Origin of the sequence: Flavobacterium foetidum (assembly GCF_004634245.1) — a bacterium.
GTDB lineage: Bacteria > Bacteroidota > Bacteroidia > Flavobacteriales > Flavobacteriaceae > Flavobacterium > Flavobacterium foetidum.
On sequence record NZ_SJTF01000001.1, the window covers coordinates 392893 to 416761 of the forward strand.

Here is a 23869-nt window from a genome sequence, read left to right on the forward strand (position 1 = left end):
TTCTTCGCGTTCCTTGCGGTTAAAAAAAACTTAGGACCTTAGCATCTTAGTATCTCAGCACCTTTAAGAAAAAAGTACATCACGAATTTCCTCAACCTTATCAAAAACGCTTTTAGCAAAAGGACAAAGTGGGATAATTTTCAGATTGTTATTTCGAGCATAGTCTACAGCAGCCAAAACCAGTTTTTTACCAACGCCTTTTCCGTTAAATTCAGGACTTACTTCGGTGTGGTCAATGATAAATTTTGAATCTCCAGCCCAGGTGTAGGTCATTTTTCCAGCTTCTTTTCCGTCTTCTATTGCTTCAAAATGACCTTTTTTTATATCGTTAATTTGTTGAATTTCCATATTTTTTATACTAAAGAAGTTTTTATTTCGATTGTGTTTTTAAGTGTTTTATGAACAGGACAACTGTTTGCGATTTTCAAAATGCGTTGTTTTTGTGTGTCGTCTACATTTCCTGTAATCAAGATTTTCGTTGAAAATAAAGAAACCGTATGCTCTTCGTTTTTTTCAAAATCTACCCAGATAGAAAGTTCAGGTACATCCCAAGCTTTACGGTCAATATACATTCTCAAGGTAATTAGTGTACAAGAGGCAAGAGATGACGCTAGAAGTTCAAAAGGACTAAAACCTAAATTTTTTCCGCCCATTTCTTGTGGTTCGTCCGAAATTAAAATATTACCGGTTTTAGAGGTTATTTCTGTACGATATTTTCTGGTATCGATTGTTGCTTTAACGGTATCCATAATTATTTGATTCTTGGTTCTGGTAATGGTACAAATTCAGTTTCGCCTGGAACTTTTGGGAAAGTCTGTTCTGTCCAGTCTTTTTTAGCTTTTTCGATGAGGTTTTTGTCTGATGAAACAAAGTTCCAAAAGATAAAATGCTCTTCAGGAAACGGCTCTCCACCAAAAAGATATACAGTTGAATTTGCAGCAATTTCAAATTCACAAAGAGAGGCTTCAGTTGTAATCAGAATTTGTCGTGGATCGTATGTATGCTCTCCATTTTTGATGCTTCCATCCAAAATGTATAAACCGCTTTCGCCAAATAAATGTTGTCCGATATTGATTTTCTTAGCTTCCTTACTCTTGATTTCAATAAAATACAACGGACTATAAACTGGAACTGGAGATTTTTTGCCAAAAGCTTCGCCAGCTATTAATTTGTACGAAACGCTATCTTCTTCCCAAGCCGGAATATCGTCTGCTTCAACATGGGTAAAATTAGGTTCCATTTGTTCTAACTCTTTTGGAAGTGCCACCCAGATTTGTAATCCGTGAAGCATTTTGTCTGAATGTCTTAAATATTCAGGAGTTCTTTCAGAATGAACGATTCCTTTTCCGGCGGTCATCCAGTTTACGGCGCCTGGTTTTATTTCCAGTTCGGTTCCTAAACTGTCTCGGTGCATAATGCTTCCTTCAAACAAAAATGTCAAAGTTGAAAGTCCGATATGCGGATGCGGCGGGACATCCATATTTTCATGGTCACTTAAATGCGCAGGTCCCATATGGTCGATAAATACAAATGGTCCGACAGCTCTTTTTTCACGGAAAGGCAATAAACGACCTACCATAAAGTTGCCAATATTGGCAGCACGTTCTTCGATAATTAAACTGATATTTGACATGTGGTATTATTTGATTTGAAAACAAAATTACAGTTGTGATAGAAATCTGTAACTTAATTTAGGTTAAGAAAGCTTGTTTTTTGTGTTAGCTATAAAAGTAGGGAAAATGTAGAATAATTCAAACGCTTCTTTTACATAGTCTTGTTTGTCATTTCGACGAAGGAGAAATCGCACTCGGGATTCTACAAAGATTGGCGCTTTACTTTGCGGAGCTACTTGTGGAGATTTGCTTCGCCTGTTCGCTATCGCTCGGGTCTCCTTCGTCGAAATAACAAAAATGTGAAAACTCATTACATTAATCAATCAATTCAAACTCCAAAACTTCACTCTCCGTTCCATTAATAATAATCGACAGTTGATGAACTCCCGTATAAAAAACTCGAGTCGTAATCAATTTAAAAGACTGATTTCTTTCAATCTTAATCAATTGATTCGGATGATAGATTTTCTCACTGATTTTAAAGACTTTTTTTGCCAGATGTCCTTTTGCTTTTTTATAATGGACAGCGTATTCTAAACGAACCGTTTTTGGTTCTTCATTTTTATTATTTAAATGAAATTGGAACTGAAGATAATCTCCAATTTTTACAGTCGGTGTTTTAATTTCGAAAGATGAAAGTTCAATATTACTGCTTTCTAAACCATAATGACTCAGGATTTCCGGATGTCCTTGTTTTAATAAAGTTCGGCATCCATGTTTGATAATTCCGTCGGTTTCTTTGCTTTGTCCTTTCCATTTGGATGCGATTTCTAATACAATCTGCGGATTATCTTTGGCAATATCATTTAAATTATTGGCAACACTTCTTCGAACATATTCGGAAGGATCGTTTTTTAGATTTTCTAAAATTGGAAGAATAGAAGAGGGATCTTTCTTCAAAAACGGAATCGCCATTGCCCACGGTAATCTCGGACGTGAGCCTTCGCTAGCCAAACGACGCACATGATGATTTTCATGCAAGGACCATTTGATCATTTCATCAATCATTTGTTCTTTGTATTTTAAAATGAAAGGACGAACGGCAAATTCACAACTAATAAATTGGGTAACAGAAACAAAGGCTTTTTTTGAAGTTTCAAAATCTTCTAAACCGTACATTTCGATATAATCAGCAAAGAAAATAAAAGCCAAATTACTGTCGGCAAAGTTGTTTTTTCTTAGATTATCTATGATTTTATCAATTAAAGCAACGGCTTCTGGAAAATTTTGTGGCATAAACTGATGAAAAACAACAGTAGTATGTTTCATTCTTTCTTTCCATTCTTTTTGCGCAAAATTCTCATCAAAAATGGCGTCGATGAATTTTTGTTTTTCGAATGTTGGATAAACTTCAGCGACAGCCTTGCTGAAATTTTCGTAAAAAGAAACTGAGTAAATATCTTTAATTAATCCCATGATTTTTGTTTGAATAAACCTCAAAGATATTTAATTGATCGCTTATTAAGAGGTTAAGTTTTGTTAAGAATTGTAACTTTATTTTTCATACTGTCTTAAGGGTTAAAAAAGAGATATTTAATGTTTTAATTGTTGAAGCATCTTTTTTTAAACACATAGAAACATAGATTTTATATTTAGCGCAACTAAAGAATTTAGAAAAAATCTAGATTTTAACACATAGATTGCAGTTAAAGCTATGTGTATTTCTGCAAGTGAAACGCTTTTTAAAGTCAAAGTACAACTCTGTTTCTATGTGTTAAAAAAAAGAGGTGTTTTCTGTATTACAAAAGCGAATAATAAACTTTTCGCAAAAACTAAACTTTTAATTCCATAAAATAAATTCTAATTTAGCGTATTATTAAAAATAAGAAAATGATAAGTAAAGTTCAGTTTCAATCAGAGTTGCAGCTTTTGATAAGCAATGCCATTAGAGAAGATGTTGGCAGAGGAGATTACAGTTCACTGGCTTGTATTCCTGATACGGCTCATGGTCAGGCAAAATTATTGGTAAAAGACCAAGGAATAATCGCGGGCGTTGAACTTGCCAAAATGATTTTTGAATATGTGGATCCAAAACTAAAAGTAAAAACGTATATAGAAGACGGAACGCATGTAGAATATGGCCAAGTCGTTTTTGAAGTTTCTGGAAGTTCGCAATCTATTTTAAAAGCTGAAAGGGTGGTTTTGAATACCATGCAGAGAATGTCTGCAATTGCGACTAAAACGAATCAATATGCACAGCTTTTAGAAGGAACTGGAGCTAAAATTTTGGACACTCGAAAAACAACACCGAATTTTAGAGTAGCAGAAAAATGGGCAGTAAAAATTGGCGGAGGAGAAAATCACCGTTTTGCTCTTTATGATATGGTAATGCTAAAAGATAATCATATTGATTTTGCAGGAGGAATTACTCGTGCAATTGCCAAAACAAAAGAATATTTAAAAGAAAATAAGCTAGACTTAAAGATTATTGTAGAAGCTCGTAATCTAGATGAAATTAGAGAGATTCTTTTAAGCGATGGTGTTCATAGAATCTTGATTGACAATTTTAATTACGAAGACACTAAAACTGCAGTAAATTTGATTGGTACAAAATGCCAAACAGAATCTTCGGGAAACATCAACGAAAAAACAATCCGTGAATATGCTTTGTGCGGTGTTAATTATATTTCGTCTGGAGCTTTAACACATTCTGTTTATAATATGGATTTGAGTTTGAAAGCTTTTTAGGGGAGTTAAGAGTTTTGAGTTATAAGTTATGAGTTTGGTTCTGAAATAAAGTCGACTTAGGTGTAAATCTAAAATTTAAACTCAACAATCTAAAATCAAAAAGATATGTCGCAAGAGATAGAAGCTCGGATAGAGAAACTGCCAATAATACGTAATCTCGCCCGACTTTTAAAAACAATAAAATTGCCATGGCTAGAAGGTTTCTCGCTGTATGATTTGCTTGAAATGTATACTTTAGGAATTCTTGAAGGTGCATTTTCGTATCATGCCAGTGCAGTTTCTTTTAGCTTTTTTATGGCATTGTTTCCATTTGCACTATTCATTCTGAACTTAATTCCGTTTATTCCAATAGAGAATTTTCAGGAAGATTTTCTACAGTTCGTGCAGCAGAGCGTGCCTCCTAATACTTTTGATGCCATAAGCAAAATCATCAGCGATATCTTAAACAACAGTCATTCGGGCTTATTGTCTTCGGGATTTTTGCTTTCTATTTTTTTGATGGCTAATGGCATCAACGGAATTTTAAGTGGTTTCGAATCGTCTAAGCATGTTTTTGATAAAAGAGGCTTTTTTAGGCAATATTTGGTTGCACTTGCTATTTCACTTGTAATGACAGTTATTTTGTTTGTTACAGTGGCAACAATAGTTGTTTTTGAGGTATTTATTCAAAAAACGATTATTCAGGATGTATTAAGCGACAGAATTCCGCTTATTATTTTGGGGCGTTATTTGTTTGTTATATTAATGATTTTGATAACAACTTCAATATTATTGCGTTATGGAACAAAACAATACAATAAAGTGCCTTTTATTAGTATTGGCTCTGTTTTTACAACAGTGTTAATTGTTATATCTTCATTCTTTTTTGGGATTTGGGTTATAAAATTTTCAAAATATAACGAACTTTATGGTTCAATTGGAACTTTATTGATTCTAATGTTTTATATTTGGATAAACTGTATGATTCTGCTTTTAGGGTTCGAACTGAATGCTTCTATCAGAAAATTAAAACAAAAAAAAGAAAAATGATATGAAAAATTGGATGTTAACAATCGGTGTATTTTTATTCGCTTTGTCTTCTGTGCAGGCTCAAGGTGTTATCGGAAAGTGGAAAACTATTGATGATGAAACCGGAGAAGCAAAGTCAATTGTAGAGATTTATGAAAAATCTGGAAAAGTGTATGGAAAAGTAGTAGATATTCTTCGCGAAAGTCATAAAAAAGATCTTTGCACAAAATGTGAAGGTGCAGATAAAAATAAACCAATTTTAGGAATGGTTATTATGAACGGTCTTAAAAAAGATGTTTCAGAATACAATGGAGGGACTATTTTAGACCCTACAAGCGGTAAAAAATACAAATGTTATATCACATTAGAGTCTCCAGACAAACTAAAACTTCGCGGTTATGTAGGTGTTTCTCTTATGGGCAGAACACAGTACTGGTCACGTGTAAAAAACTAACTTAAAAATACATGCGAAAATTAGCTTCGATAATTTTATTGTTAGCGGTAGTTTTAAACAGCCTTGGACAATCTAAGAGCTCACCATTGCAAATAAGTCATCTTACAGGTGACTTTTATGTTTATAGGACTTTTAATGATTACAAAGGGGACAAAATCTCTGCAAATGCAATGTATCTTGTTACAGACAAAGGAGTTGTCCTTTTCGATGCACCGTGGGATAAAACACAGTTTCAGCCTTTGATAGATTCAATAAAAGCTAGACATAACAAAGAAGTTGTAATGCTTTTTGCCACACATTCGCATAATGATCGTGCGGGAGGTTTTGAGTTTTATAAGAAAAGAGGAATCAAAACCTATTCTATAAAACTGACAGATGATATTCTGGAAAAAAACAAAGAACCGAGAGCGTCTTTTATTATTGCAAACGATACCACTTTTACGGTCGGACAGCATAAATTTAATGTTTTTTACCCAGGAAAAGGTCATGCGCCTGACAATGTTGTAGTTTGGTTTGATAACGAAAAAGTGCTTTATGGCGGTTGTTTTGTAAAAAGTGCCGATGCTGAGGATTTGGGCTATCTTGGCGATGCAGATGTGAGAGAGTGGCAGAAATCGATTAAAAAGGTTCAGAAGAAATTTAAAAATCCAAAATTTGTTATTCCAGGACATGATGATTGGGAAGATATTAATTCGCTGAATCATACTGAAAAATTGGTTGAGCAATATTTGGCTCAAAAATCTAAAGAAAACAAATAGAATAATTTTGTTTATATTTGATTCCGTTAAAATTTAAAAGATGAACTTTTTAGAAAATCATATGATAGATATTTCTAAGCTTTGTAAAGTGCATAAAGTAAAGGCTTTGTATGCTTTTGGTTCTGTGTTGCGAGAAGATTTTAATGATAAAAGTGATGTTGATTTACTAGTAGATTTTAAATCGTTGGATGTTTTGGATTATGCTGATAATTATTTCGATTTTAAATTTTCATTAGAAGAGATTTTGAACCGTCCAATTGATTTATTAGAAGAGAAAGCTATTAAAAATCCATATTTCAGAGAAAACCTAAATAAGCAAAAACAATTGATTTATGGATAATGATATTAAAACATGGTTGTTTGATATTCTAGGTTCCATAGAAGAAATTGACAGTTATCTTTCTGAGTCAATACAATTTCAGGAATATGAGGCAGATGTGCGAACGAAACGAGCTGTAGAAAGAAATATTGAGATTATTGGTGAGGCTATGAGTCGGATACTAAAAATAGATGATAAAATTCAGATAACCGATTCTCGCAAAATTGTTGATGTTAGAAATAGAATTATTCATGGATACGATACTGTATCTGATGCTGTAATCTGGGGTATTGTGATAAAGCAATTGCCCATTCTTAAAAATGAGGTTGAACAAATGCTTTCAGAATAATCACCGGTTATTCAAAATCCAATAAAATTTCTACATGTTTTTTATCGAAGTTATTTTACCTCTTTCCTTAGCTAAAACCTTTACATATCGTGTTTCTGAGGCCGAATTTCATTTTATAAAAAAAGGAATGCGTGTTGTCGTGCCTTTCGGAAAAAGCAAAATGTACACAGCATTGGTTTTGAGTGTTCATCAGAATGCGCCCACTTTGTATGAAGCGAAAGAAATTCACCAGATTATAGACGAAAAACCAATTGCTACTGAGATACAGATCAAACATTGGCTATGGATTGCAGATTATTATATGTGCGGTATCGGAGATGTTTATCGTGGTGCTTTTCCGACCGGTTTATTGCTTGAAAGCGAGACTATCGTGTCGCATAAAGCTGGGATAGTTGTAAATGACTCAGAGCTTTCCGATGATGAGTTTTTGATTTATGAGGCTCTGCAGCACCAAAGTTCTTTAAAAGTACAGGATATTATTTCGATTTTAAATAAAAAAAATGTTATTCCGATTCTTCAAAAGATGATTTCAAAGGATATCGTTTTTTTGGAAGAAGAGATTAAGGAAAACTACAAGCCAAAGCTGGTTCGTTACGTAAAACTGCATTCAAAATATGAAACAGACGAAGGGTTGAATCAGCTACTGGAAGCTTTAAAAAATGCCAACAAGCAAAAGGAGATTGTGTTGGCTTTTTTTCAATTGCAAGCTTCAGAGAAGAAGCCGATTACAGTAAAAAAGCTTATCGAAATTTCAAATACATCAACATCGATTGTAAAAGCCTTGATCGAAAAAGAGATTTTTGAGGAGTATTTTCTACAACACGATCGCGTTTCTTTTAAGGGAGAAAGAACAGATAAGGAGCTTGTACTGAGTATAGCACAAGAAAATGCGTTTAACGCAGTCAAAAATAGCTTTTTTGAAAAAGATGTATGCCTTCTTCACGGTGTAACTTCGAGCGGAAAGACCGAGATTTATATCAAATTAATTGAAGAATATCTGCAGTCGGGAAAGCAAGTGTTGTATCTGCTTCCCGAAATTGCGCTTACTACACAGCTGGTCTCAAGATTAAGACTTCATTTTGGAAACAAAGTGGCTGTTTTTCATTCTAAATATACTAATAATGAAAGAGTGGAGGTTTGGAGGCAAACGCTTGAGAATTCTGAAAAGGCACAAATTGTGATTGGGGCAAGATCTGCTTTGTTTTTGCCTTTCGCCAATTTAGGATTATTAATTGTAGATGAAGAACACGAGCAGACTTTCAAACAGACAGATCCAGCGCCTCGCTACCATGCGAGAGATGCAGCAGTTGTTCTGGCAAATTTTCACAAAGCCAAAGTTCTCTTAGGTTCAGCAACACCAAGCATTGAAACATTTTATAATACTCAGGCTGGCAAGTATGGGCTTGTTTCGCTTACTGAACGTTATAATAATGTCAGGATGCCCGAAATAGTGTTAGTTGATTTGAAGGATAAGCATTTTAGAAAAAGAATGACAGGCCATTTCAGTGATCTTTTAATAGAAGAAATTGCAGAAGCATTATCTTTAGGTGAGCAGGTTATTTTGTTTCAGAATAGAAGAGGATATTCGCCTATCATAGAGTGCATTACTTGCGGTCACGTACCTCATTGCCAACAGTGCGATGTAAGCCTTACGTTTCATAAGCATAAAAATCAGCTGCGATGCCACTACTGTGGTTACGCAATTGCTAAACCAACAAATTGCCATAATTGTTCGAGTATCGATTTGACCACAAAAGGCTTTGGAACAGAGCAGATAGAGCAGGAGCTGTCAGCGCTTTTTCCAAATGCCAAAACCGCCAGGATGGATCAAGATACAACGAGGGGCAAGTTTGGTTTTGAAAAAATCATCGATACATTTAAAAACAGGGAAGTCGACATTTTGGTCGGTACGCAAATGCTTGCCAAAGGTCTTGATTTTGATAACGTAAGCTTGGTCGGAATAATGAATGCCGATAATATGCTGCATCATCCTGATTTTCGAGCTTTTGAAAGAAGTTACCAAATGATGACACAAGTTGCAGGAAGAGCAGGAAGAGCAGAAAAGCAAGGCAAAGTTGTTATTCAGACATACAATCCGAATCATAATACAATACAGCAGGTAACGAATCATAATTATGCTGCTATGTATAAAGAGCAGCTGTACGACAGGCAGATTTATAAATACCCGCCTTATTTCAGAATCATAAAACTGACTTTAAAACATCGTGATTTTGATAAATTAAAAGAAGGCTCCATGTGGCTTTATCAAGTCTTGAGCCAAAATTTAGGCATGCCTGTGCTTGGTCCTGAAGAGCCTGCAGTAAGCAGAATACGCAATGAATATATTCGTACCATATTGATAAAAATTCCGCACAACTTGCATTTGGGGAATACAAAAAAAACTATTCAGAAAATGTTGAATAGTTTTGAATCTGTTCCGCCGTATAGAGCAATTCGAACTGCTGTAAATGTAGATTTTTATTAATTTGAAGTCGAAAGCGCTTTTACCAAGTCTTCTTTTTTATTTCGGCTGAGCGGTATTTTCGTAATTCCGATTTCGGCAAATTTGCTGTTAAATCTTTCGACTTTATCAATATTGATGATGTAAGATTTGTGAACACGAATGAATTTTTCTTTCGAAAGGTCGTTTTCAAAAGATTTCATAGTAGACAATACAAGATTGCTGTCGTCTTCCGTCACGACTCTTACATAGTCTCCAAATGCCTCGATCCATTTGATTTTAGAAGTGAATATTTTCAGCTTTTTAAGATTGCTTTTAATGAAAATATGTTCGCCTTCTTCTTCTTTGACATCTTTTTTGAGAAGATGCATATCTATTGCCCTTTTTACCGAAGCATTAAAACGATCTACCGCAATTGGTTTCTGTAAATAATCGGTAGCATCATAATCAAAGGCTTTTAAAGCATATTCTGCTTTGGAGGTAATAAATATAATTTGTGGTTTTGATTTTAGCCCGTCAAGGAAATCAAAACCATTTATCACTGGCATTTCGATATCTAGGAATATTAAGTCAATATTATTCAAAGAGATACAGTTTTTTGCTTCTATTGCATTAGAAAAGTCACCAACTAAGTGCAGACCTGGGTGATTATTAACTAATTTTGCAATAATTGTCCTTTGTATAGAACTATCATCAACAACAACACAGTTTAGTTTCATAACATTTTAATTTGAATAAATTCAGGATAGCAATAGTAAATGTATTATTTTTTTATAGAAAAAACTAAAATGAACGCATATTTTTTACTTTACACCGAATAAAAGTAAAATTCTGTTGCATATTTAAAATTAATGCTTACTTTTGCACCCAATTTTAACAAATAAAGTTTTTATTATGAATCATTATGAAACTGTTTTCATCTTAAATCCCGTTTTATCTGAAGTTCAGGTAAAGGAAACAGTAACGAAATTTGAAGAATTTCTTACTAGTAGAGGAGCTGAAATCGTATCGAAAGAGGATTGGGGTCTTAAAAAAATGGCTTACGAAATCCAAAACAAAAAAAGTGGTTTTTATCACTTATTCGAATTCAAAGTTGCTGGAGAAGTTCTTTTAGCTTTTGAAACTGAATTTAGACGTGACGAAAGAGTTATGCGTTTCTTAACTGTAAGTTTAGACAAACATGCTATCTCATGGGCTGAAAGAAGAAGAGCAAAATTAAAATCTACTAAAGCGTAATTATTATGTCTACAATCGAACAATCTGCAAAAGGAAAAAAAGACGGAGATATCAGATATTTAACGCCTTTAAACATTGAAACTAACAAAACTAAAAAGTATTGCCGTTTCAAAAAATCAGGAATCAAATATATCGATTATAAAGATGCTGATTTCTTGTTGAAATTCGTTAACGAGCAAGGAAAAATTCTTCCTCGTCGTTTAACTGGAACTTCACTAAAATACCAAAGAAAAGTTTCTGTAGCTGTAAAAAGAGCTCGTCACTTAGCTTTATTGCCATACGTGGCCGATTTATTAAAATAATTAAAAACTCTAGTCGCTGGTTTCTGTTATGCAGAACCTAACTTCTAAAATTAAGGACAACAACATGGAACTTATTTTAAAACAAGACGTACAGAACTTAGGATTTAAAGATGATGTAGTATCTGTAAAACCAGGTTACGGACGTAACTTTTTAATTCCTCAAGGTTTTGCTACTTTGGCAACTCCTTCTGCTAAAAAAGTTTTGGCTGAAAACCTAAAACAAAGAGCACACAAAGAAGCTAAAATTGTTGCTGATGCTAAAGCATTAGCTGAAACTTTAAAAGCACTTGAAATTAAACTTACTGCAAAAGCTGGTGGAGAGAAACTTTTTGGTTCTATCACTAATATTGATATCGCTGAAGCTTTAGAGAAATCTGGAAATGCAATCGATAGAAAATTCATCACTAGCGGTGTTGTAAAACGTATTGGTAAATACAATGCTACAGTTCGTTTGCACAGAGATGTTATCGTTGAATTACCTTATGAAATCGTTGCTGAAAAGTAATATTTCTAACATCTATAATTAAATCCCGATTTTTATCGGGATTTTTTTTTGAAATTATTTAAGTCGAATTTAATCTTTATGAAATGAAATACGCAAGATTAACAAAGGAGCAGTTTGATGAACTGCATGCAGAATTTGCTAGTTTTTTGGCAACGCAGGCCATTGATAAGGCAGAATGGGATGAGTTGAAAGTTAATAAGCCAGAAGTTGCAGAGCAGGAATTGGATATTTTTTCTGATCTAATTTGGGAAGGGGTTTTGTCAAGAGCAGAATATCTAGAACATTTTTCTAAAAACCATATATTTTTGTTTCAATGCTTCGATACTTATATACAGTCAATCGTTTTGAAGTCATTAGATGCTGATATAGACTTTTTGACTAAAGAAGGTCTTCAGTGGTTAAGCGATAATATGTTTACAGATAATATTGAAATGAAAACAGGTAAAAAAGTGTTCACAGAAGAACGAAATGCTTCTATCTTTGAATTGATAAAACAAGGAGCATTTTTAAGCGATGGTCAACTTTTTGTGCAGATTAATACAATTATTGAGTCTTAAAGTTCCTTAAATATAATTTTTAAAGACAAACGGTTATAAATCAATTGTTTGTCTTTTTTTATGTTTTTTAACGTTTGTTTATCGTTATTCAGAAAATCGAATGCGTATTTCTACTTGTTTTTTCTGAATAGTGTAAAATCTTTATTTTTATCTAGCTTCCTTTGATTCGAATCTATTCAAGGTACAAATCACGGATAGTTTTTATGATTTTTTTATTACAAAAGTAAGTTTTTACATCGTTTTTTTATATTTAACATAAAATATTGAAATTTTGTTTAACGAAAATTTAGATATTCGATTGTGTTAAAACCTACTGGTTTTTCTGATAATTCCAAGGAAAACCAAGCAGTTGTGATTTGTTAAATTTGAAATTATAGGAATTTTAGTGTTGTTTTATAACATGTTTTTTGTTAATTTTAGAATACAAAAGTTAAACAAACTTTCTTTTGTACTTTTTCAAAAACAACCAAATTGCATTTTTATATCACTAATTCAGTTGTGTGTTTTTGTTTAAAAGAGTAAAGTTTAAAATTTAAATCATAACTAATTGGCCTGTGTATGGAATTGACAACTACTTTCTTTATCAAGTATACATTATTAGCTGTTCTTTTTACTTTAGCTTTATTTTTTATTTCTTTGGATGCAACTAATCTAAACCGTAGATTACGTTCTATTTCGAAATCCAAACTATTATCTTCAATTTTAGATTTTAGAAATCTATTTTATTCATACCCCTGTCGCTGCTTTTCATAACTACATGCGAAGGGATTTTTTATTCCTAGTAAAATGATGAGGTTCAATCTTTAGAATTTATTTCAAAAGAAGAATGTGTGGCAAGACTAATCAACTCGCGTCATTTGTAAAGAATCAAATTATATATTTTGAGTTTCCCCAAAACTCTACTTAAATTATAATTTTCATTTAGAAAATTTAAACCTGCAGCAAATCACTCCTCAGGAAAGAAGATTAGAATCTTTTTCCTAAAATTAGAACAGCTTTGCCGAAAGCATTGCGTTTATCTGATTTGGTTTGGCCTATCAGATATAGTATGAATTTTAAAAAATTGTTGCTTAAAATCTTGACGAACTAAGATTTAGAATTATTATTTAACTATTTGATTTTTAACTGATTGTTTAATTGTGTAAGCATTCGTGCTTATTGCAAGAGGTGTTTTATTGTCCATTTTCTAATCTTCCAAATTATGAAAAAAAAATTTACTATTTATGATCTCAGTATTCACAAGAGATTATTGGGACTTTTATTTTTATTGCTTATATGTAATAAAAATTTTGCTCAGACCTTTTGTCGACCAGTGTCAAACACAAATGACATTACGGGTTTGGCATGCGTTGGAGCTACGTTAACGAGTCCAGCAGCGGCGTATGACAATGACCCCGCCTTAACAACCTATACTGCAATGAATACACTAGTAGGTGTGCTCTGTACAGTACAAGAAACAATGCGGTTTGGGCAGACAGCCCAAGCTGGTGACGAAATTGTGGCCTATATTGGTAGCGGTTCTGGTTTGTTGAGTTTGTCTTTATTGTCGACAGCGAGTGTACAGGCAAAACTCAATGGAACCAATGTAGGTTCAAGTTTGGCAGTAAATAGTCCGCTGCTAAATTTATCCTTGCTTCCAGGAAACACGGTAGGAGTTTTGAGGCTCACGCTTCCTGGTCCCGCAAATGAAATTCAGTTTTCATTAGGAGGTGCAGTAACAGCACTTACTGAGCTAAGAATTTATGATGTGCGCTTAGAGTTTGCAAAACCGACCGTTACAGGCGGTTTAACTCAAACTGTATGTTCTGGCAATCAAGCGACGCTGACAGCAACACCTGCCGCGGGTACTTCATTGGCGTGGTACAGTTCTGCGTCGTCTACGACTGCTCTTGCAACAGGAAACACCTATACTACGCCAGTCTTAACAGCAAATACTACTTATTATATAGGAGTAACAAGAGCTGCAGGTTGTGAAAGTAATGAACGACTTCCGGTTGTGATGAATGTTTCAAATCCGGTGGCGCCAGCAGTAAGTAATGCAGGAACCGCTATTTGTTCATCTGGACCTACACAACAGACTACTTTATCGTTAATAAATCCGATACCTGGTACTACATACAGCTGGTATTCTACAGCGAGTGGCGGTACGGCCTTGGCTTCTGGAAATACTTATTCGCCAACAGTTCCGCTTGGTACTACAACTTTTTATGTAGGCGCATCCATTGGAGCATGCGTGAGTGCAACGAGGACTCAGGTAAACGTAACCTCAAATCCAATTCCAGGAGCACCCTCTATTTTAACTCAAAGCGTTACAATTCAGTCCGGTCAGAATGCAACATTGACTGCCACAACTTCTGAGCCGGGTGTAACTGTAAACTGGTACGATACAGCTACAGGAGGAACAGCTTTGGCTACAAATTCTCCAACGTTTACGACGCCGATTTTAACTGCGACAAAAACTTATTATGCTGAAACACAAAGTGCCTCTGGAGGATGTGTAAGCGCAGCCCGAGTGCCGGTAACGGTAACGGTAATTGCTTCTCCGCTGGGTGGTTGTTTACAGGCTAACAGCCAACAAACAGCATTAAACGGACTTTGTTTATTATGTGCTTCTACAAATCCAAACAATTCTGTTGATGGAAATTTAGCAACAGCGGCACGATTAACCGTTCCCGTTGGATTAATAAACGGTTATATCCAGCAGACCCTTCAATTTAATAATCCTGGTAAAGTGGGAGATATTGTAGATGTTGAACTCGAACTTCCGGGCGGACTTGCAGATCTTACTTTATTGGGAGCAGTGAGTTTAGCTACTTATAATGGCGCGACATACAACAATGATAGAGTCGCTGCTACGAATCCTTTGATTACTTTGCAATTATTGTCAGGAAATCGTTTTAGAGCGAGTGTAGTTGCAGGAGCTAATTTTGATCGAGTTGAAGTTAGACTTGGAGGATTGGCAACAGTTTTAACCAGCGTAGATATTTATCAGGCTAGCTATAGATATAAGGTTCCAGCAGTTACTGGAAATACAACTATTTGCAGTGGACAAACTACCACTTTGACTGCGGCGACAGCAGTAGGCGAAACAGTGGCGTGGTATAGTGCCGCAACGGGCGGTTCGCCTCTTGCAACTACTGCAGCCTACACAACTCCAGCTCTAACAACAGCAACCACATATTATATTGAGTTAACAAGAAATGGTTGCGTTAATAGTGAAAGAAATCCTGTTCAGGTTTCAATTGTGAATCCTGTTCTTCCTACAGTTTCGGTATCTCCAACAACAATTTGTAGCGGGCAAAGCACAACTTTAACAGTTGACGCACCAGTTGCAGGAACTATTTATAACTGGTATGATGCAGCAACGGGAGGAACTCTAGTGGCGACTGGTACATCTTTTACTACTCCGACATTAACAGCAAATACAAATTATTATGTAGAAGCTGTTATTGGAGATTGTGCCACACCGACACGTACTTCGGTAAACTTAACCATTAGCCCAATTCCTGCTGTTCCAACGTTTGCGGCTTCAGATGTTATTATTCAGTCTGGACAAACAGTTACATTAGCAGTAGCCAATCCTGTTGCTGGAGTACGATACAATTGGTATACCACTGCTACTGGTGGAGCACCTCTTGCAGTTAACACAACGACATACACAACTCCAGCATTAACAGCTAATCAAAGTTATTATGTTGAGGCGTCTAATATAACGACAGACTGTGCGAATCAAACTAGAGGAGTCGTAAATGTGATTGTTATCGCCAATGCTAGTACTTGTCTGCAGGCAGGAACTCAGGTTACATCTAATCCTACATTGCCAATTTCATTATGTGTTGGATGTACTGTATCAAATGCAAACGGTTCTGTAGACGGAGACATTAATACTTATGCGCAGCTTACTGTCCCTATAGCTGTTGGAGGTTATATCCAGCAGGAATTGATATTTGCTAATCCAGGTCTGGCCGGAGATATTATTGATGTTGATCTTGAAGTGCCAGGAGGTGTTCTTGACTTAAGTGTTTTGTCTAATATTACTTTGGCGACCTATAATGGAGCAACATATAATAATGACAGAATTTCGGTAAATAGTAATTTATTGAACATTCAATTATTGTCAGGAAATAAATTTAAAGTAAGCTTTACAACAGCAGCGCCATTTGATCGTGTAGAAGTGCGATTAGGAGGAGTGGCTACTGTTTTAAGTAATTTATATATTTATCAGGCGGCTTACAGATATCCAAATGCGGTTATTAATGGGGCTTCAACTCCAATTTGTGCAGGACAGTCGGCTAGTTTAACAGCAACAGGATCTGAGACCTATACATGGTATAATGCACCAGTAGGAGGAGCAGTTGTTGCGGTAAGCCCAACGGCTCCATTGACTTCTTCGACCACTTTTTACTTACAAGCGTCTCGTGGAGGTTGTGACAATAGCTTACGTCAAGCAGTTACAGTTACTGTACTTCCAATTCCGACAGCAGCAGACGTAGTAATAACAACACCTGTAGAAGCTTCTTGTGCTGGCACAGCAGTTTTGGCACCAACTTCGACCATTGCAGGTGCAGAATTTAGGTATTATACAGATCAAAACAAAACACAGCAAATAGTAACAGGAAGTACCGTTGCAGCTCAGACTGGAGTTTCATTTAACAAAGATGCTACAACAGGAGCTTTGACTATAACAGGTTTAAGCGCAGCTTCGACACCTTTTACCTATTATGTATCGGTTTTAAATGGAGGTACTTGTGAAAATGTAAACGGAACATTGCTTCCAGTGACAGTTAACTTTCCGTCGACTACTGTTTTAAATACAACTGCAACATTATCAGGTTGTGGAAGTGCTAATCTGAGAAATGCCATTACTAATTTCGACTCAAGCGGCAATACTACTTATACTTTTTATGATTCATCAAATGCAGTTATTACTGCTGATGCAGCTGCAAATATAACTACAGGCGGAGTATATTCAATTGAAGCGCAGCAAAATGGGGTGACTTGCCCATCAGCACGTCAATCAGTTACTGTTACAATTAATGCATTGCCAAGTTTGGTAGTTACAAATCCTTCGGAGTCTGTAAATGTAGGGTCTAATGTAACATTGCAGGCAGTTTCTACCGCAAACATCACTTGGTTCGATCCTCAAGGAAATCAGATTCCTGGTCCAGTATTTACAACAGGAGTTCTTAATACGCCAGGAGTTTATACTTATACTGCTGTAGCAAATGACGGAATTTGTTCTACTACAGCTACAAAGGTTATTAATGTAATTGATTTAAGCAGTTGTCAGTCTTTGAGCGAGCGAGTTTATGCGACTGCTCAGACATCTGGTTCAATTGTTACGGGAGTGGTTACCGATGGAGCAAATGCTGTTGACGGAAATCCACAAACATATTCTACTATTACAACAGGTCTCGGATTATTGGGAGTTGGAACAACTTGGCAAGATTTGACTTGGTCGGCTCCAATTGCAAAAGGTACTCCAGTAACAGTTAAATTTGGTTCAGAATACAGCTTATTGGCGGTAGGACAAAATTTATCAGTCGTTGGAACCTTAGGAGGAACTCCTATAGGAACAATGCAACCAGTGTCTGGCTCTTTATTAAATTTAATATCTGGAGACAATACTTATGAATTTACTTTTGTGCCTTCCAATGCAGCAGGACCTCAAGATTATGATGGAATCCGTATTCAGTCTGCTTCATTGGTAAGTGTAGCTCAAAACACAAAAGTATTTGATGCGCATTACAACAGATCAGTTCCAACTGTGGCATGTACACCTGGAGATATTCAGGATATATTTTATGGTGCAACGGATTTAGGTCTTCCGATAGGAGCCGTAACAGGTACTGTCGGTGTAAGTGATTCTTGGAATATTGCAGACAACGACATCTCAACTTTTGCCACAATGTATGGTGGTGTGGGTGTTGCAGCAGCAGCTGATTTAACAGTGAAATTTAAAACACCATCTGTTGTTAGTGATACCTTAAGAATTGTTATTTCGCGTCCAGCAGCTCTTTTGAATTTGAATTTGCTTACTGGATTTACTATACAACGTTATTTAGGAGATGTTGCTGTCGGCGCTCCGATTGACAACAGCAGTTCTTTATTGACTTTGAAGCTACTAGCAGGAAATTCTTTAGCTGTAGCTTTGGTATCTTCACCAAACGATTCATATGATAAAGTGAGAATTCGTTTAGGAGGAATCGCGAGTGTATTTGATGTACTACGAGTTCATACAGTTGAACGCTCAGCAAATACCACAGTAATAGGAGCAGATCCGAATAATAAGGTTACAGTCTGTCCGGGAACAGCTGTTACCTTGCAAATACCCGAAGAAGCTTGCTCTACCTATATTTGGTATGATGCGCCGACAGGAGGAACTGCCGTTGCGACCGGATTAACCTATACAGTTCCACTTACTCAAACTGCAGGTATTTATAAATATTATGTACAGCCAGTACGTTACGGTTGCGAAACTTTTGCTAGAGGTGAAGTCACGATTGAAGTGAAAGCATCAAGTCCAACAAATGCATTAGCGGCTATTACTTTGAACGGAGGATCAGATACAACCATTTGTTCTCCAACAGGAACAGTTACTTTGGCTACGGGATTAACAGGAACGCCGACATTAACAAATCCAGTTTATTATTGGTACAGTTTTGACGGAACGACCAGTCAATTGATTGCGGGTCAAAATACCAGTCAATTGATTGTAAATGGATTAACGCCTGGAACATATACTTATTACGTAGGGGTAAGCTCTGCCGAATTTTGTGAAACTGTAGCTGCAGATAGAACACAGATTACATTTACAATTTTAAGACCATCAGATCAAAACGATCTTTCGGTTAATGATATTTCAATTTGTCATGACCAGCCAGCAGTTTTAACGCCGACTGCTACTTTGCTTACAGCTCCAGTGTTTACATGGTTTCTTGATGCAAATAAGACACAGCCAATTATAAATGGCGCAGTAATAGGCGGTGTTACCTATGCAATTAGTGCTAGTGGTGTTTTAACCGCAACAGGATTAACTGGTGCTATGAGTCCTATTACCTATTATGTTGCAGTTTCAAGTGATACAACTTGCGAAAACGCTGCAGGGACACTACAGAGCGCAGCTGTACTGATCAATGACCCGGCGACTCCGACCACAACCGATACGACACAGGATTTCTGTCAAGAAGATGCACCGACATTTGCGAGCATCCAAACTAACGAGACCAACGTGGTTTGGTACAGCGCGGCTACTGGCGGCACAGCCATTCCAGCCACAACGGCCTTGACGAGCGGCACTTATTACGCAGCTTTGGCTGATGCGGGAACAGGCTGCGAGAGCTCAGTACGATTATTGGTTACAGTAACCGTGACTGACCCAGCGACTCCGACCACAACCGATGCGACGCAGGATTTCTGTCTTGTAAATACGCCAACATTTGCGAGCATTCAGACCAACGAGACCAATGTGGTTTGGTACAGCACAGCTACAGGCGGCACAGCGATTCCGGCCACAACAGCCTTGACAAGCGGCACTTATTATGCAGCTTTGGCTGATGCGGGAACAGGCTGCGAGAGCTCAGTGCGATTATTGGTTACAGTAACCGTGACAGACCCTGCAACTCCGACAACAACAGATACGACACAGGATTTCTGTCAAGAAGATGCACCAACATTTGCGAGCATCCAAACGAATGAGGCCAACGTGGTTTGGTACAGCACGGCTACGGGCGGAACAGCGATTCCTGCTACGACAGCCTTGACAAGCGGTACTTATTATGCAGCTTTAGCTGATGCCGCGACAGGATGCGAAAGCTCCGTAAGGCTGGCAGTTGCAGTAAGCGTCACAGATCCTGCAACTCCGACCACAACCGATACTACACAGGATTTCTGTCAAGAAGATGCACCGACATTTGCGAGCATCCAAACGAACGAGACCAACGTGGTTTGGTACAGCGCGGCTACAGGCGGCACAGCGATTCCGGCCACAACAGCCTTGACAAGCGGCACTTATTACGCAGCTTTGGCTGATGCGGGAACAGGCTGCGAGAGCTCAGTGCGATTATTGGTTACAGTAACCGTGACTGACCCAGCGACTCCGACCACAACCGACACGACGCAGGATTTCTGTCTTGTAAATACACCGACATTTGCGAGCATCCAGACCAACGAGGCCAACGTGGTTTGGTACAGCACAGTTACAGGCGGCACAGCGATTCCGGCCACAACAGCCTTGACAAGCGGCACTTATTACGCAGCTTTGGCTGATGCGGGAACAGGCTGCGAGAGCTCAGTGCGATTATTGGTTACAGTAACCGTGACAGACCCTGCAGCTCCGACAACAACAGATACGACGCAGGATTTCTGTCAAGAAGATGCACCAACATTTGCGAGTATCCAAACGAATGAGACCAACGTGGTTTGGTACAGCACGACTACGGGCGGAACAGCGATTCCAGCGACAACAGCCTTGACAAGCGGTACTTATTATGCATCATTATTAGATGCAATGACAGGATGCGAAAGCTCCGTAAGGCTGGCAGTTGCAGTAAGCGTTACAGACCCTGCAACTCCGACCACAACCGATGCGACACAGGATTTCTGTCAAGAAGATGCACCGACATTTGCGAGCATCCAAACGAACGAGACCAACGTGGTTTGGTACAGCGCGGCTACAGGCGGCACAGCGATTCCGGCCACAACGGCCTTGACAAGCGGCACTTATTACGCAGCTTTGACTGATGCGGGAACAGGCTGCGAGAGCTCAGTTAGATTATTGGTTACAGTAACCGTGACTGACCCAGCGACTCCGACTACAACCGACACGACGCAGGATTTCTGTCTAGTAAATGCTCCAACATTTGCGAGCATCCAGACCAACGAGGCCAACGTGGTTTGGTACAGCACAGCTACAGGCGGCACAGCAATTCCGGCCACAACAGCTCTAACAAGCGGGACTTATTACGCATCATTATTAGATGCAGTGACAGGCTGCGAAAGCTCCGTAAGGCTGGCAGTTGCAGTAAGCGTTACAGACCCTGTAGCTCCCACAACAACAGATACAACACAGGATTTCTGTCAAGAAGATGCACCAACATTTGCGAGTATCCAAACGAATGAGACCAACGTGGTTTGGTACAGCACGACTACGGGCGGAACAGCGATTCCAGCGACAACAGCCTTGACAAGCGGTACTTATTATGCATCATTATTAGATGCAATGACAGGATGCGAAAGCTCCGTAAGGCTGGCAGTTGCAGTAAGCGTTACAGACCCTGCAACTCCGACCACAACCGATGCGACACAGGATTTCTGTCAAGAAGATGCACCGACATTTGCGAGCATCCAAACGAACGAGACCAACGTGGTTTGGTACAGCGCGGCTACAGGCGGCACAGCCATTCCGGCCACAACAGCCTTGACGAGCGGCACTTATTACGCAGCTTTGGCTGATGCGGGAACAGGCTGCGAGAGCTCAGTACGATTATTGATTACAGTAACCGTGACTGACCCAGCGACTCCGACCACAACCGACACGACGCAGGATTTCTGTCTTGTAAATGCGCCAACATTTGCGAGCATCCAAACGAATGAGACCAACGTGGTTTGGTACAGCACAGCTACAGGCGGCACAGCGATTTCGGCCACGACAGCCTTGACAAGCGGCACTTATTACGCAGCTTTGGTTGATACTGCGACAGGCTGCGAAAGCTCCGTAAGGCTGGCGGTTGCAGTAAGCGTTACAGACCCTGCAACTCCGACAACAACTTCTGCGGCTCAGGTATTTTGCTCTGGAACTAATCCAACAGTTGGTAACATTCAGGTAAATGAAAGTAATGTAGTTTGGTTTACTACAGCAACAGGTGGAACAGCGATTCCGGCTGGAACAGCTTTAACTACAGCGAATTATTATGGAGCTATTCTGGATCCGGCAACTGGCTGTACAAGTAGTGTAAGATTGTTAGTTGCTGTAACAGTGGGCGCCACTGTAAATCCAACTACTAATAATGCTTCGCAAACGTTCTGTTCTGTTACAACGCCTACTTTTGCTAGTATTCAGGTAAATGAGTCAAATGTGGTTTGGTATACCAGTGCTACTGGCGGAACAGCAATTGCATCTGCGACGCCATTATCAACTGGAGTTTATTATGGAAATATTATAGATCCTATAACTAATTGTGAGAGTACAACACGTTTACAGGTGACTGTTACAGTGGTGAATCCGACTGCGATACCGACGACTAATAATGCGACACAGAATTTCTGTACTTTAAATTCTCCAACAGTAGCCAATATTCAAGTTAATGAGGCAAATGTTGTTTGGTACAGTACGGCTGTCGGCGGAACCGCGATTCCTGCAACAACAGCTCTAGTTACCGGTACTTATTATGGAGCAATTTCAAGTGTGGCTGGTTGCGAAAATCCAGTAAGACTAGCTGTGGTTGTCAATGTTAATTCACCTGGAGTGGTAACAACGACAAATACCTCACAAGTTTTCTGTCTAGGTGCGGCTCCGACATTAGCGAATATTCAAGTGAATGAAGCCAATGTGGTATTTTATGCTGCAGCTACAGGAGGAACACCATTAGCTGCAAACACACCGCTAACAGCAACAACCTATTATGCGGGAGCTCTAAGCAATACAACTAACGGTTGTGACAATGCTCCAAGGTTGGCAATTACAGTTTCATTTGAGAACGACGCTGCTGTTCAGATCGCTACTACAGATGACACGCCTTGTGTTTTCAAAGGAGTTACTTATTCAATTGCAAACGGAAAATCAAGCTATGTTTGGACAATCACAGGAGGAACAATTATTTCTGGAGGTGGTGCAGCAGATGGTTCTGTAACTGTTTCTTGGTCTGATATTGGTCCAGGAAGAGTTGAGGTGGCTTATGTTAATAATTGTGACGAAAGAACGGTAAAATCTCTTAACGTTACGGTAGCAAGCTGTTCTGACTTAACAATTACTCACACAGTAGATAATCCGACTCCGAATTTTGGTGATAGAGTAACATTTACGATTACAGTAAACAATGTTGGAGAAGGTGACTTCATAAATACTCTTGTTAGTGATTTACTTCCTAGCGGTTTAGAATTGGTAAGTTCGTCTGCAACTTCTGGAACATATGATTCTAATACGCAACTCTGGACAATTCCGAGATTAAATGCTGGTCAAAGTGTAGTGTTGACAATTGTTGCCGAAGTATTGCCTAACGGAAATTACACGGTTGTTGCAACTGTAGAAAATTCAACTCCTTTGGATGTTGATCCGTCAAATAATTCAGCTTCGGTTACACTAGAACCAATTTGCTTGACTGTTTACAACGAGTTTACTCCAAACAACGACGGAGCAAACGATCTGTTCAGAATTGACTGTATCGAATCTTATCCAAATAATGAGCTGAAAGTTTACAACAGATATGGAGCATTAGTGTACAGCAAGGCACATTATGAAAATGATTGGAACGGAACAGCAAATGTTTCCGGAGTTGTTAATAGAGGAGATATGCTGCCAACAGGTACTTATTTTTATGTGATAACCATTGGAGATGGAACGGTTAAAAAAGGATGGTTGTCTATTATGAGATAAGCCGGCTTCTATTAATCATCTAATTA

General features: G+C 37.9%; 17 protein-coding genes. 12 read left to right on the forward strand and 5 right to left on the reverse strand.

Features of this window, described 5'->3' with window-relative positions; genetic code table 11:
* Positions 1 to 63: 63 nt before the first annotated feature.
* The 4 genes from E0W73_RS01700 to E0W73_RS01715 all read right to left on the reverse strand — a co-directional run bounded on the left by E0W73_RS01700 (position 64) and on the right by E0W73_RS01715 (position 3029).
* Positions 64 to 348, reverse strand: coding sequence for a GNAT family N-acetyltransferase (locus E0W73_RS01700; RefSeq protein WP_135220353.1), 285 nt, complete (start codon positions 346 to 348; stop codon positions 64 to 66).
* A 5-nt stretch (positions 349 to 353) separates the two neighbouring features.
* Positions 354 to 749: an OsmC family protein gene (locus E0W73_RS01705; protein ID WP_135220354.1), complete on the reverse strand. Its 396-nt coding sequence runs from the start codon at positions 747 to 749 to the stop codon at positions 354 to 356.
* Between the two features lie 2 nt (positions 750 to 751).
* Positions 752 to 1633, reverse strand: coding sequence for a pirin family protein (locus tag E0W73_RS01710; RefSeq protein ID WP_135220355.1), 882 nt, complete (start codon positions 1631 to 1633; stop codon positions 752 to 754).
* A 295-nt stretch (positions 1634 to 1928) separates the two neighbouring features.
* The gene (locus E0W73_RS01715) at positions 1929 to 3029 is read right to left on the reverse strand and encodes a DNA alkylation repair protein (protein ID WP_135220356.1); all 1101 of its coding nucleotides are present in this window, start codon (positions 3027 to 3029) and stop codon (positions 1929 to 1931) included.
* Positions 3030 to 3443: 414 nt separating this feature from the next.
* Between E0W73_RS01715 and nadC the strand changes: the two genes are divergently transcribed.
* From nadC to priA, 7 genes are all read left to right on the forward strand, one after another.
* Positions 3444 to 4301, forward strand: a complete 858-nt coding sequence (nadC, locus tag E0W73_RS01720) for a carboxylating nicotinate-nucleotide diphosphorylase (protein WP_135220357.1) — start codon at positions 3444 to 3446, stop codon at positions 4299 to 4301.
* 105 nt (positions 4302 to 4406) lie between these two features.
* Complete coding sequence (locus tag E0W73_RS01725; RefSeq protein WP_135220358.1) at positions 4407 to 5330, forward strand: YihY/virulence factor BrkB family protein; 924 nt, start codon at positions 4407 to 4409, stop codon at positions 5328 to 5330.
* A 1-nt stretch (position 5331) separates the two neighbouring features.
* Positions 5332 to 5763 (forward strand): DUF2147 domain-containing protein, encoded by a 432-nt coding sequence (locus E0W73_RS01730; protein WP_135220359.1) that lies wholly within the window; start codon positions 5332 to 5334, stop codon positions 5761 to 5763.
* 11 nt (positions 5764 to 5774) lie between these two features.
* Entirely contained in the window at positions 5775 to 6521 is a 747-nt protein-coding gene (bla-B1-FLAV, locus tag E0W73_RS01735; protein ID WP_135220360.1) for a subclass B1 metallo-beta-lactamase, read from the forward strand.
* A gap of 40 nt (positions 6522 to 6561) precedes the next feature.
* Positions 6562 to 6861, forward strand: coding sequence for a nucleotidyltransferase family protein (locus E0W73_RS01740; protein WP_135220361.1), 300 nt, complete (start codon positions 6562 to 6564; stop codon positions 6859 to 6861).
* The gene (locus E0W73_RS01745) at positions 6854 to 7189 is read left to right on the forward strand and encodes a HepT-like ribonuclease domain-containing protein (RefSeq protein ID WP_135220362.1); all 336 of its coding nucleotides are present in this window, start codon (positions 6854 to 6856) and stop codon (positions 7187 to 7189) included. The genes E0W73_RS01740 and E0W73_RS01745 overlap by 8 nt, the downstream gene beginning before the upstream one ends.
* 34 nt (positions 7190 to 7223) lie before the next feature.
* Positions 7224 to 9674 (forward strand): replication restart helicase PriA, encoded by a 2451-nt coding sequence (gene priA, locus E0W73_RS01750; RefSeq protein ID WP_135220363.1) that lies wholly within the window; start codon positions 7224 to 7226, stop codon positions 9672 to 9674.
* Here the strand turns inward: priA and E0W73_RS01755 are convergent.
* Positions 9671 to 10369, reverse strand: a complete 699-nt coding sequence (locus E0W73_RS01755; protein WP_135220364.1) for a LytR/AlgR family response regulator transcription factor — start codon at positions 10367 to 10369, stop codon at positions 9671 to 9673. The genes priA and E0W73_RS01755 overlap by 4 nt on opposite strands.
* 175 nt (positions 10370 to 10544) lie before the next feature.
* Between E0W73_RS01755 and rpsF the strand changes: the two genes are divergently transcribed.
* From rpsF to E0W73_RS01780, 5 genes are all read left to right on the forward strand, one after another.
* Positions 10545 to 10886 (forward strand): 30S ribosomal protein S6, encoded by a 342-nt coding sequence (gene rpsF, locus E0W73_RS01760; protein WP_135220365.1) that lies wholly within the window; start codon positions 10545 to 10547, stop codon positions 10884 to 10886.
* 5 nt (positions 10887 to 10891) lie between these two features.
* Positions 10892 to 11188, forward strand: a complete 297-nt coding sequence (rpsR, locus tag E0W73_RS01765) for a 30S ribosomal protein S18 (protein ID WP_135220366.1) — start codon at positions 10892 to 10894, stop codon at positions 11186 to 11188.
* A 64-nt stretch (positions 11189 to 11252) separates the two neighbouring features.
* A complete protein-coding gene (gene rplI / locus E0W73_RS01770; RefSeq protein WP_135220367.1) occupies positions 11253 to 11693 on the forward strand; it encodes a 50S ribosomal protein L9 in 441 nt (146 codons plus the stop codon).
* An 83-nt stretch (positions 11694 to 11776) separates the two neighbouring features.
* The gene (locus E0W73_RS01775) at positions 11777 to 12250 is read left to right on the forward strand and encodes a DUF6495 family protein (RefSeq protein ID WP_135220368.1); all 474 of its coding nucleotides are present in this window, start codon (positions 11777 to 11779) and stop codon (positions 12248 to 12250) included.
* A 1201-nt stretch (positions 12251 to 13451) separates the two neighbouring features.
* Positions 13452 to 23843, forward strand: coding sequence for an Ig-like domain-containing protein (locus tag E0W73_RS01780; RefSeq protein ID WP_135220369.1), 10392 nt, complete (start codon positions 13452 to 13454; stop codon positions 23841 to 23843).
* The last annotated feature ends 26 nt before the right edge of the window (positions 23844 to 23869 follow it).

Bases quoted from the DNA above. Each gene is read 5' to 3' on its own strand.
- nadC (WP_135220357.1), top strand. From the start codon at position 3,444: ATGATAAGTAAAGTTCAGTTTCAATCAGAGTTGCAGCTTTTGATAAGC.
- E0W73_RS01710 (WP_135220355.1), bottom strand. From the start codon at position 1,633: ATGTCAAATATCAGTTTAATTATCGAAGAACGTGCTGCCAATATTGGC.
- bla-B1-FLAV (WP_135220360.1), top strand. From the start codon at position 5,775: ATGCGAAAATTAGCTTCGATAATTTTATTGTTAGCGGTAGTTTTAAAC.
- E0W73_RS01730 (WP_135220359.1), top strand. From the start codon at position 5,332: ATGAAAAATTGGATGTTAACAATCGGTGTATTTTTATTCGCTTTGTCT.
- E0W73_RS01700 (WP_135220353.1), bottom strand. From the start codon at position 348: ATGGAAATTCAACAAATTAACGATATAAAAAAAGGTCATTTTGAAGCA.
- E0W73_RS01740 (WP_135220361.1), top strand. From the start codon at position 6,562: ATGAACTTTTTAGAAAATCATATGATAGATATTTCTAAGCTTTGTAAA.
- rpsF (WP_135220365.1), top strand. From the start codon at position 10,545: ATGAATCATTATGAAACTGTTTTCATCTTAAATCCCGTTTTATCTGAA.
- E0W73_RS01745 (WP_135220362.1), top strand. From the start codon at position 6,854: ATGGATAATGATATTAAAACATGGTTGTTTGATATTCTAGGTTCCATA.
- E0W73_RS01755 (WP_135220364.1), bottom strand. From the start codon at position 10,369: ATGAAACTAAACTGTGTTGTTGTTGATGATAGTTCTATACAAAGGACA.
- priA (WP_135220363.1), top strand. From the start codon at position 7,224: ATGTTTTTTATCGAAGTTATTTTACCTCTTTCCTTAGCTAAAACCTTT.
- E0W73_RS01780 (WP_135220369.1), top strand. From the start codon at position 13,452: ATGAAAAAAAAATTTACTATTTATGATCTCAGTATTCACAAGAGATTA.
- rpsR (WP_135220366.1), top strand. From the start codon at position 10,892: ATGTCTACAATCGAACAATCTGCAAAAGGAAAAAAAGACGGAGATATC.
- E0W73_RS01775 (WP_135220368.1), top strand. From the start codon at position 11,777: ATGAAATACGCAAGATTAACAAAGGAGCAGTTTGATGAACTGCATGCA.
- rplI (WP_135220367.1), top strand. From the start codon at position 11,253: ATGGAACTTATTTTAAAACAAGACGTACAGAACTTAGGATTTAAAGAT.
- E0W73_RS01725 (WP_135220358.1), top strand. From the start codon at position 4,407: ATGTCGCAAGAGATAGAAGCTCGGATAGAGAAACTGCCAATAATACGT.
- E0W73_RS01715 (WP_135220356.1), bottom strand. From the start codon at position 3,029: ATGGGATTAATTAAAGATATTTACTCAGTTTCTTTTTACGAAAATTTC.
- E0W73_RS01705 (WP_135220354.1), bottom strand. From the start codon at position 749: ATGGATACCGTTAAAGCAACAATCGATACCAGAAAATATCGTACAGAA.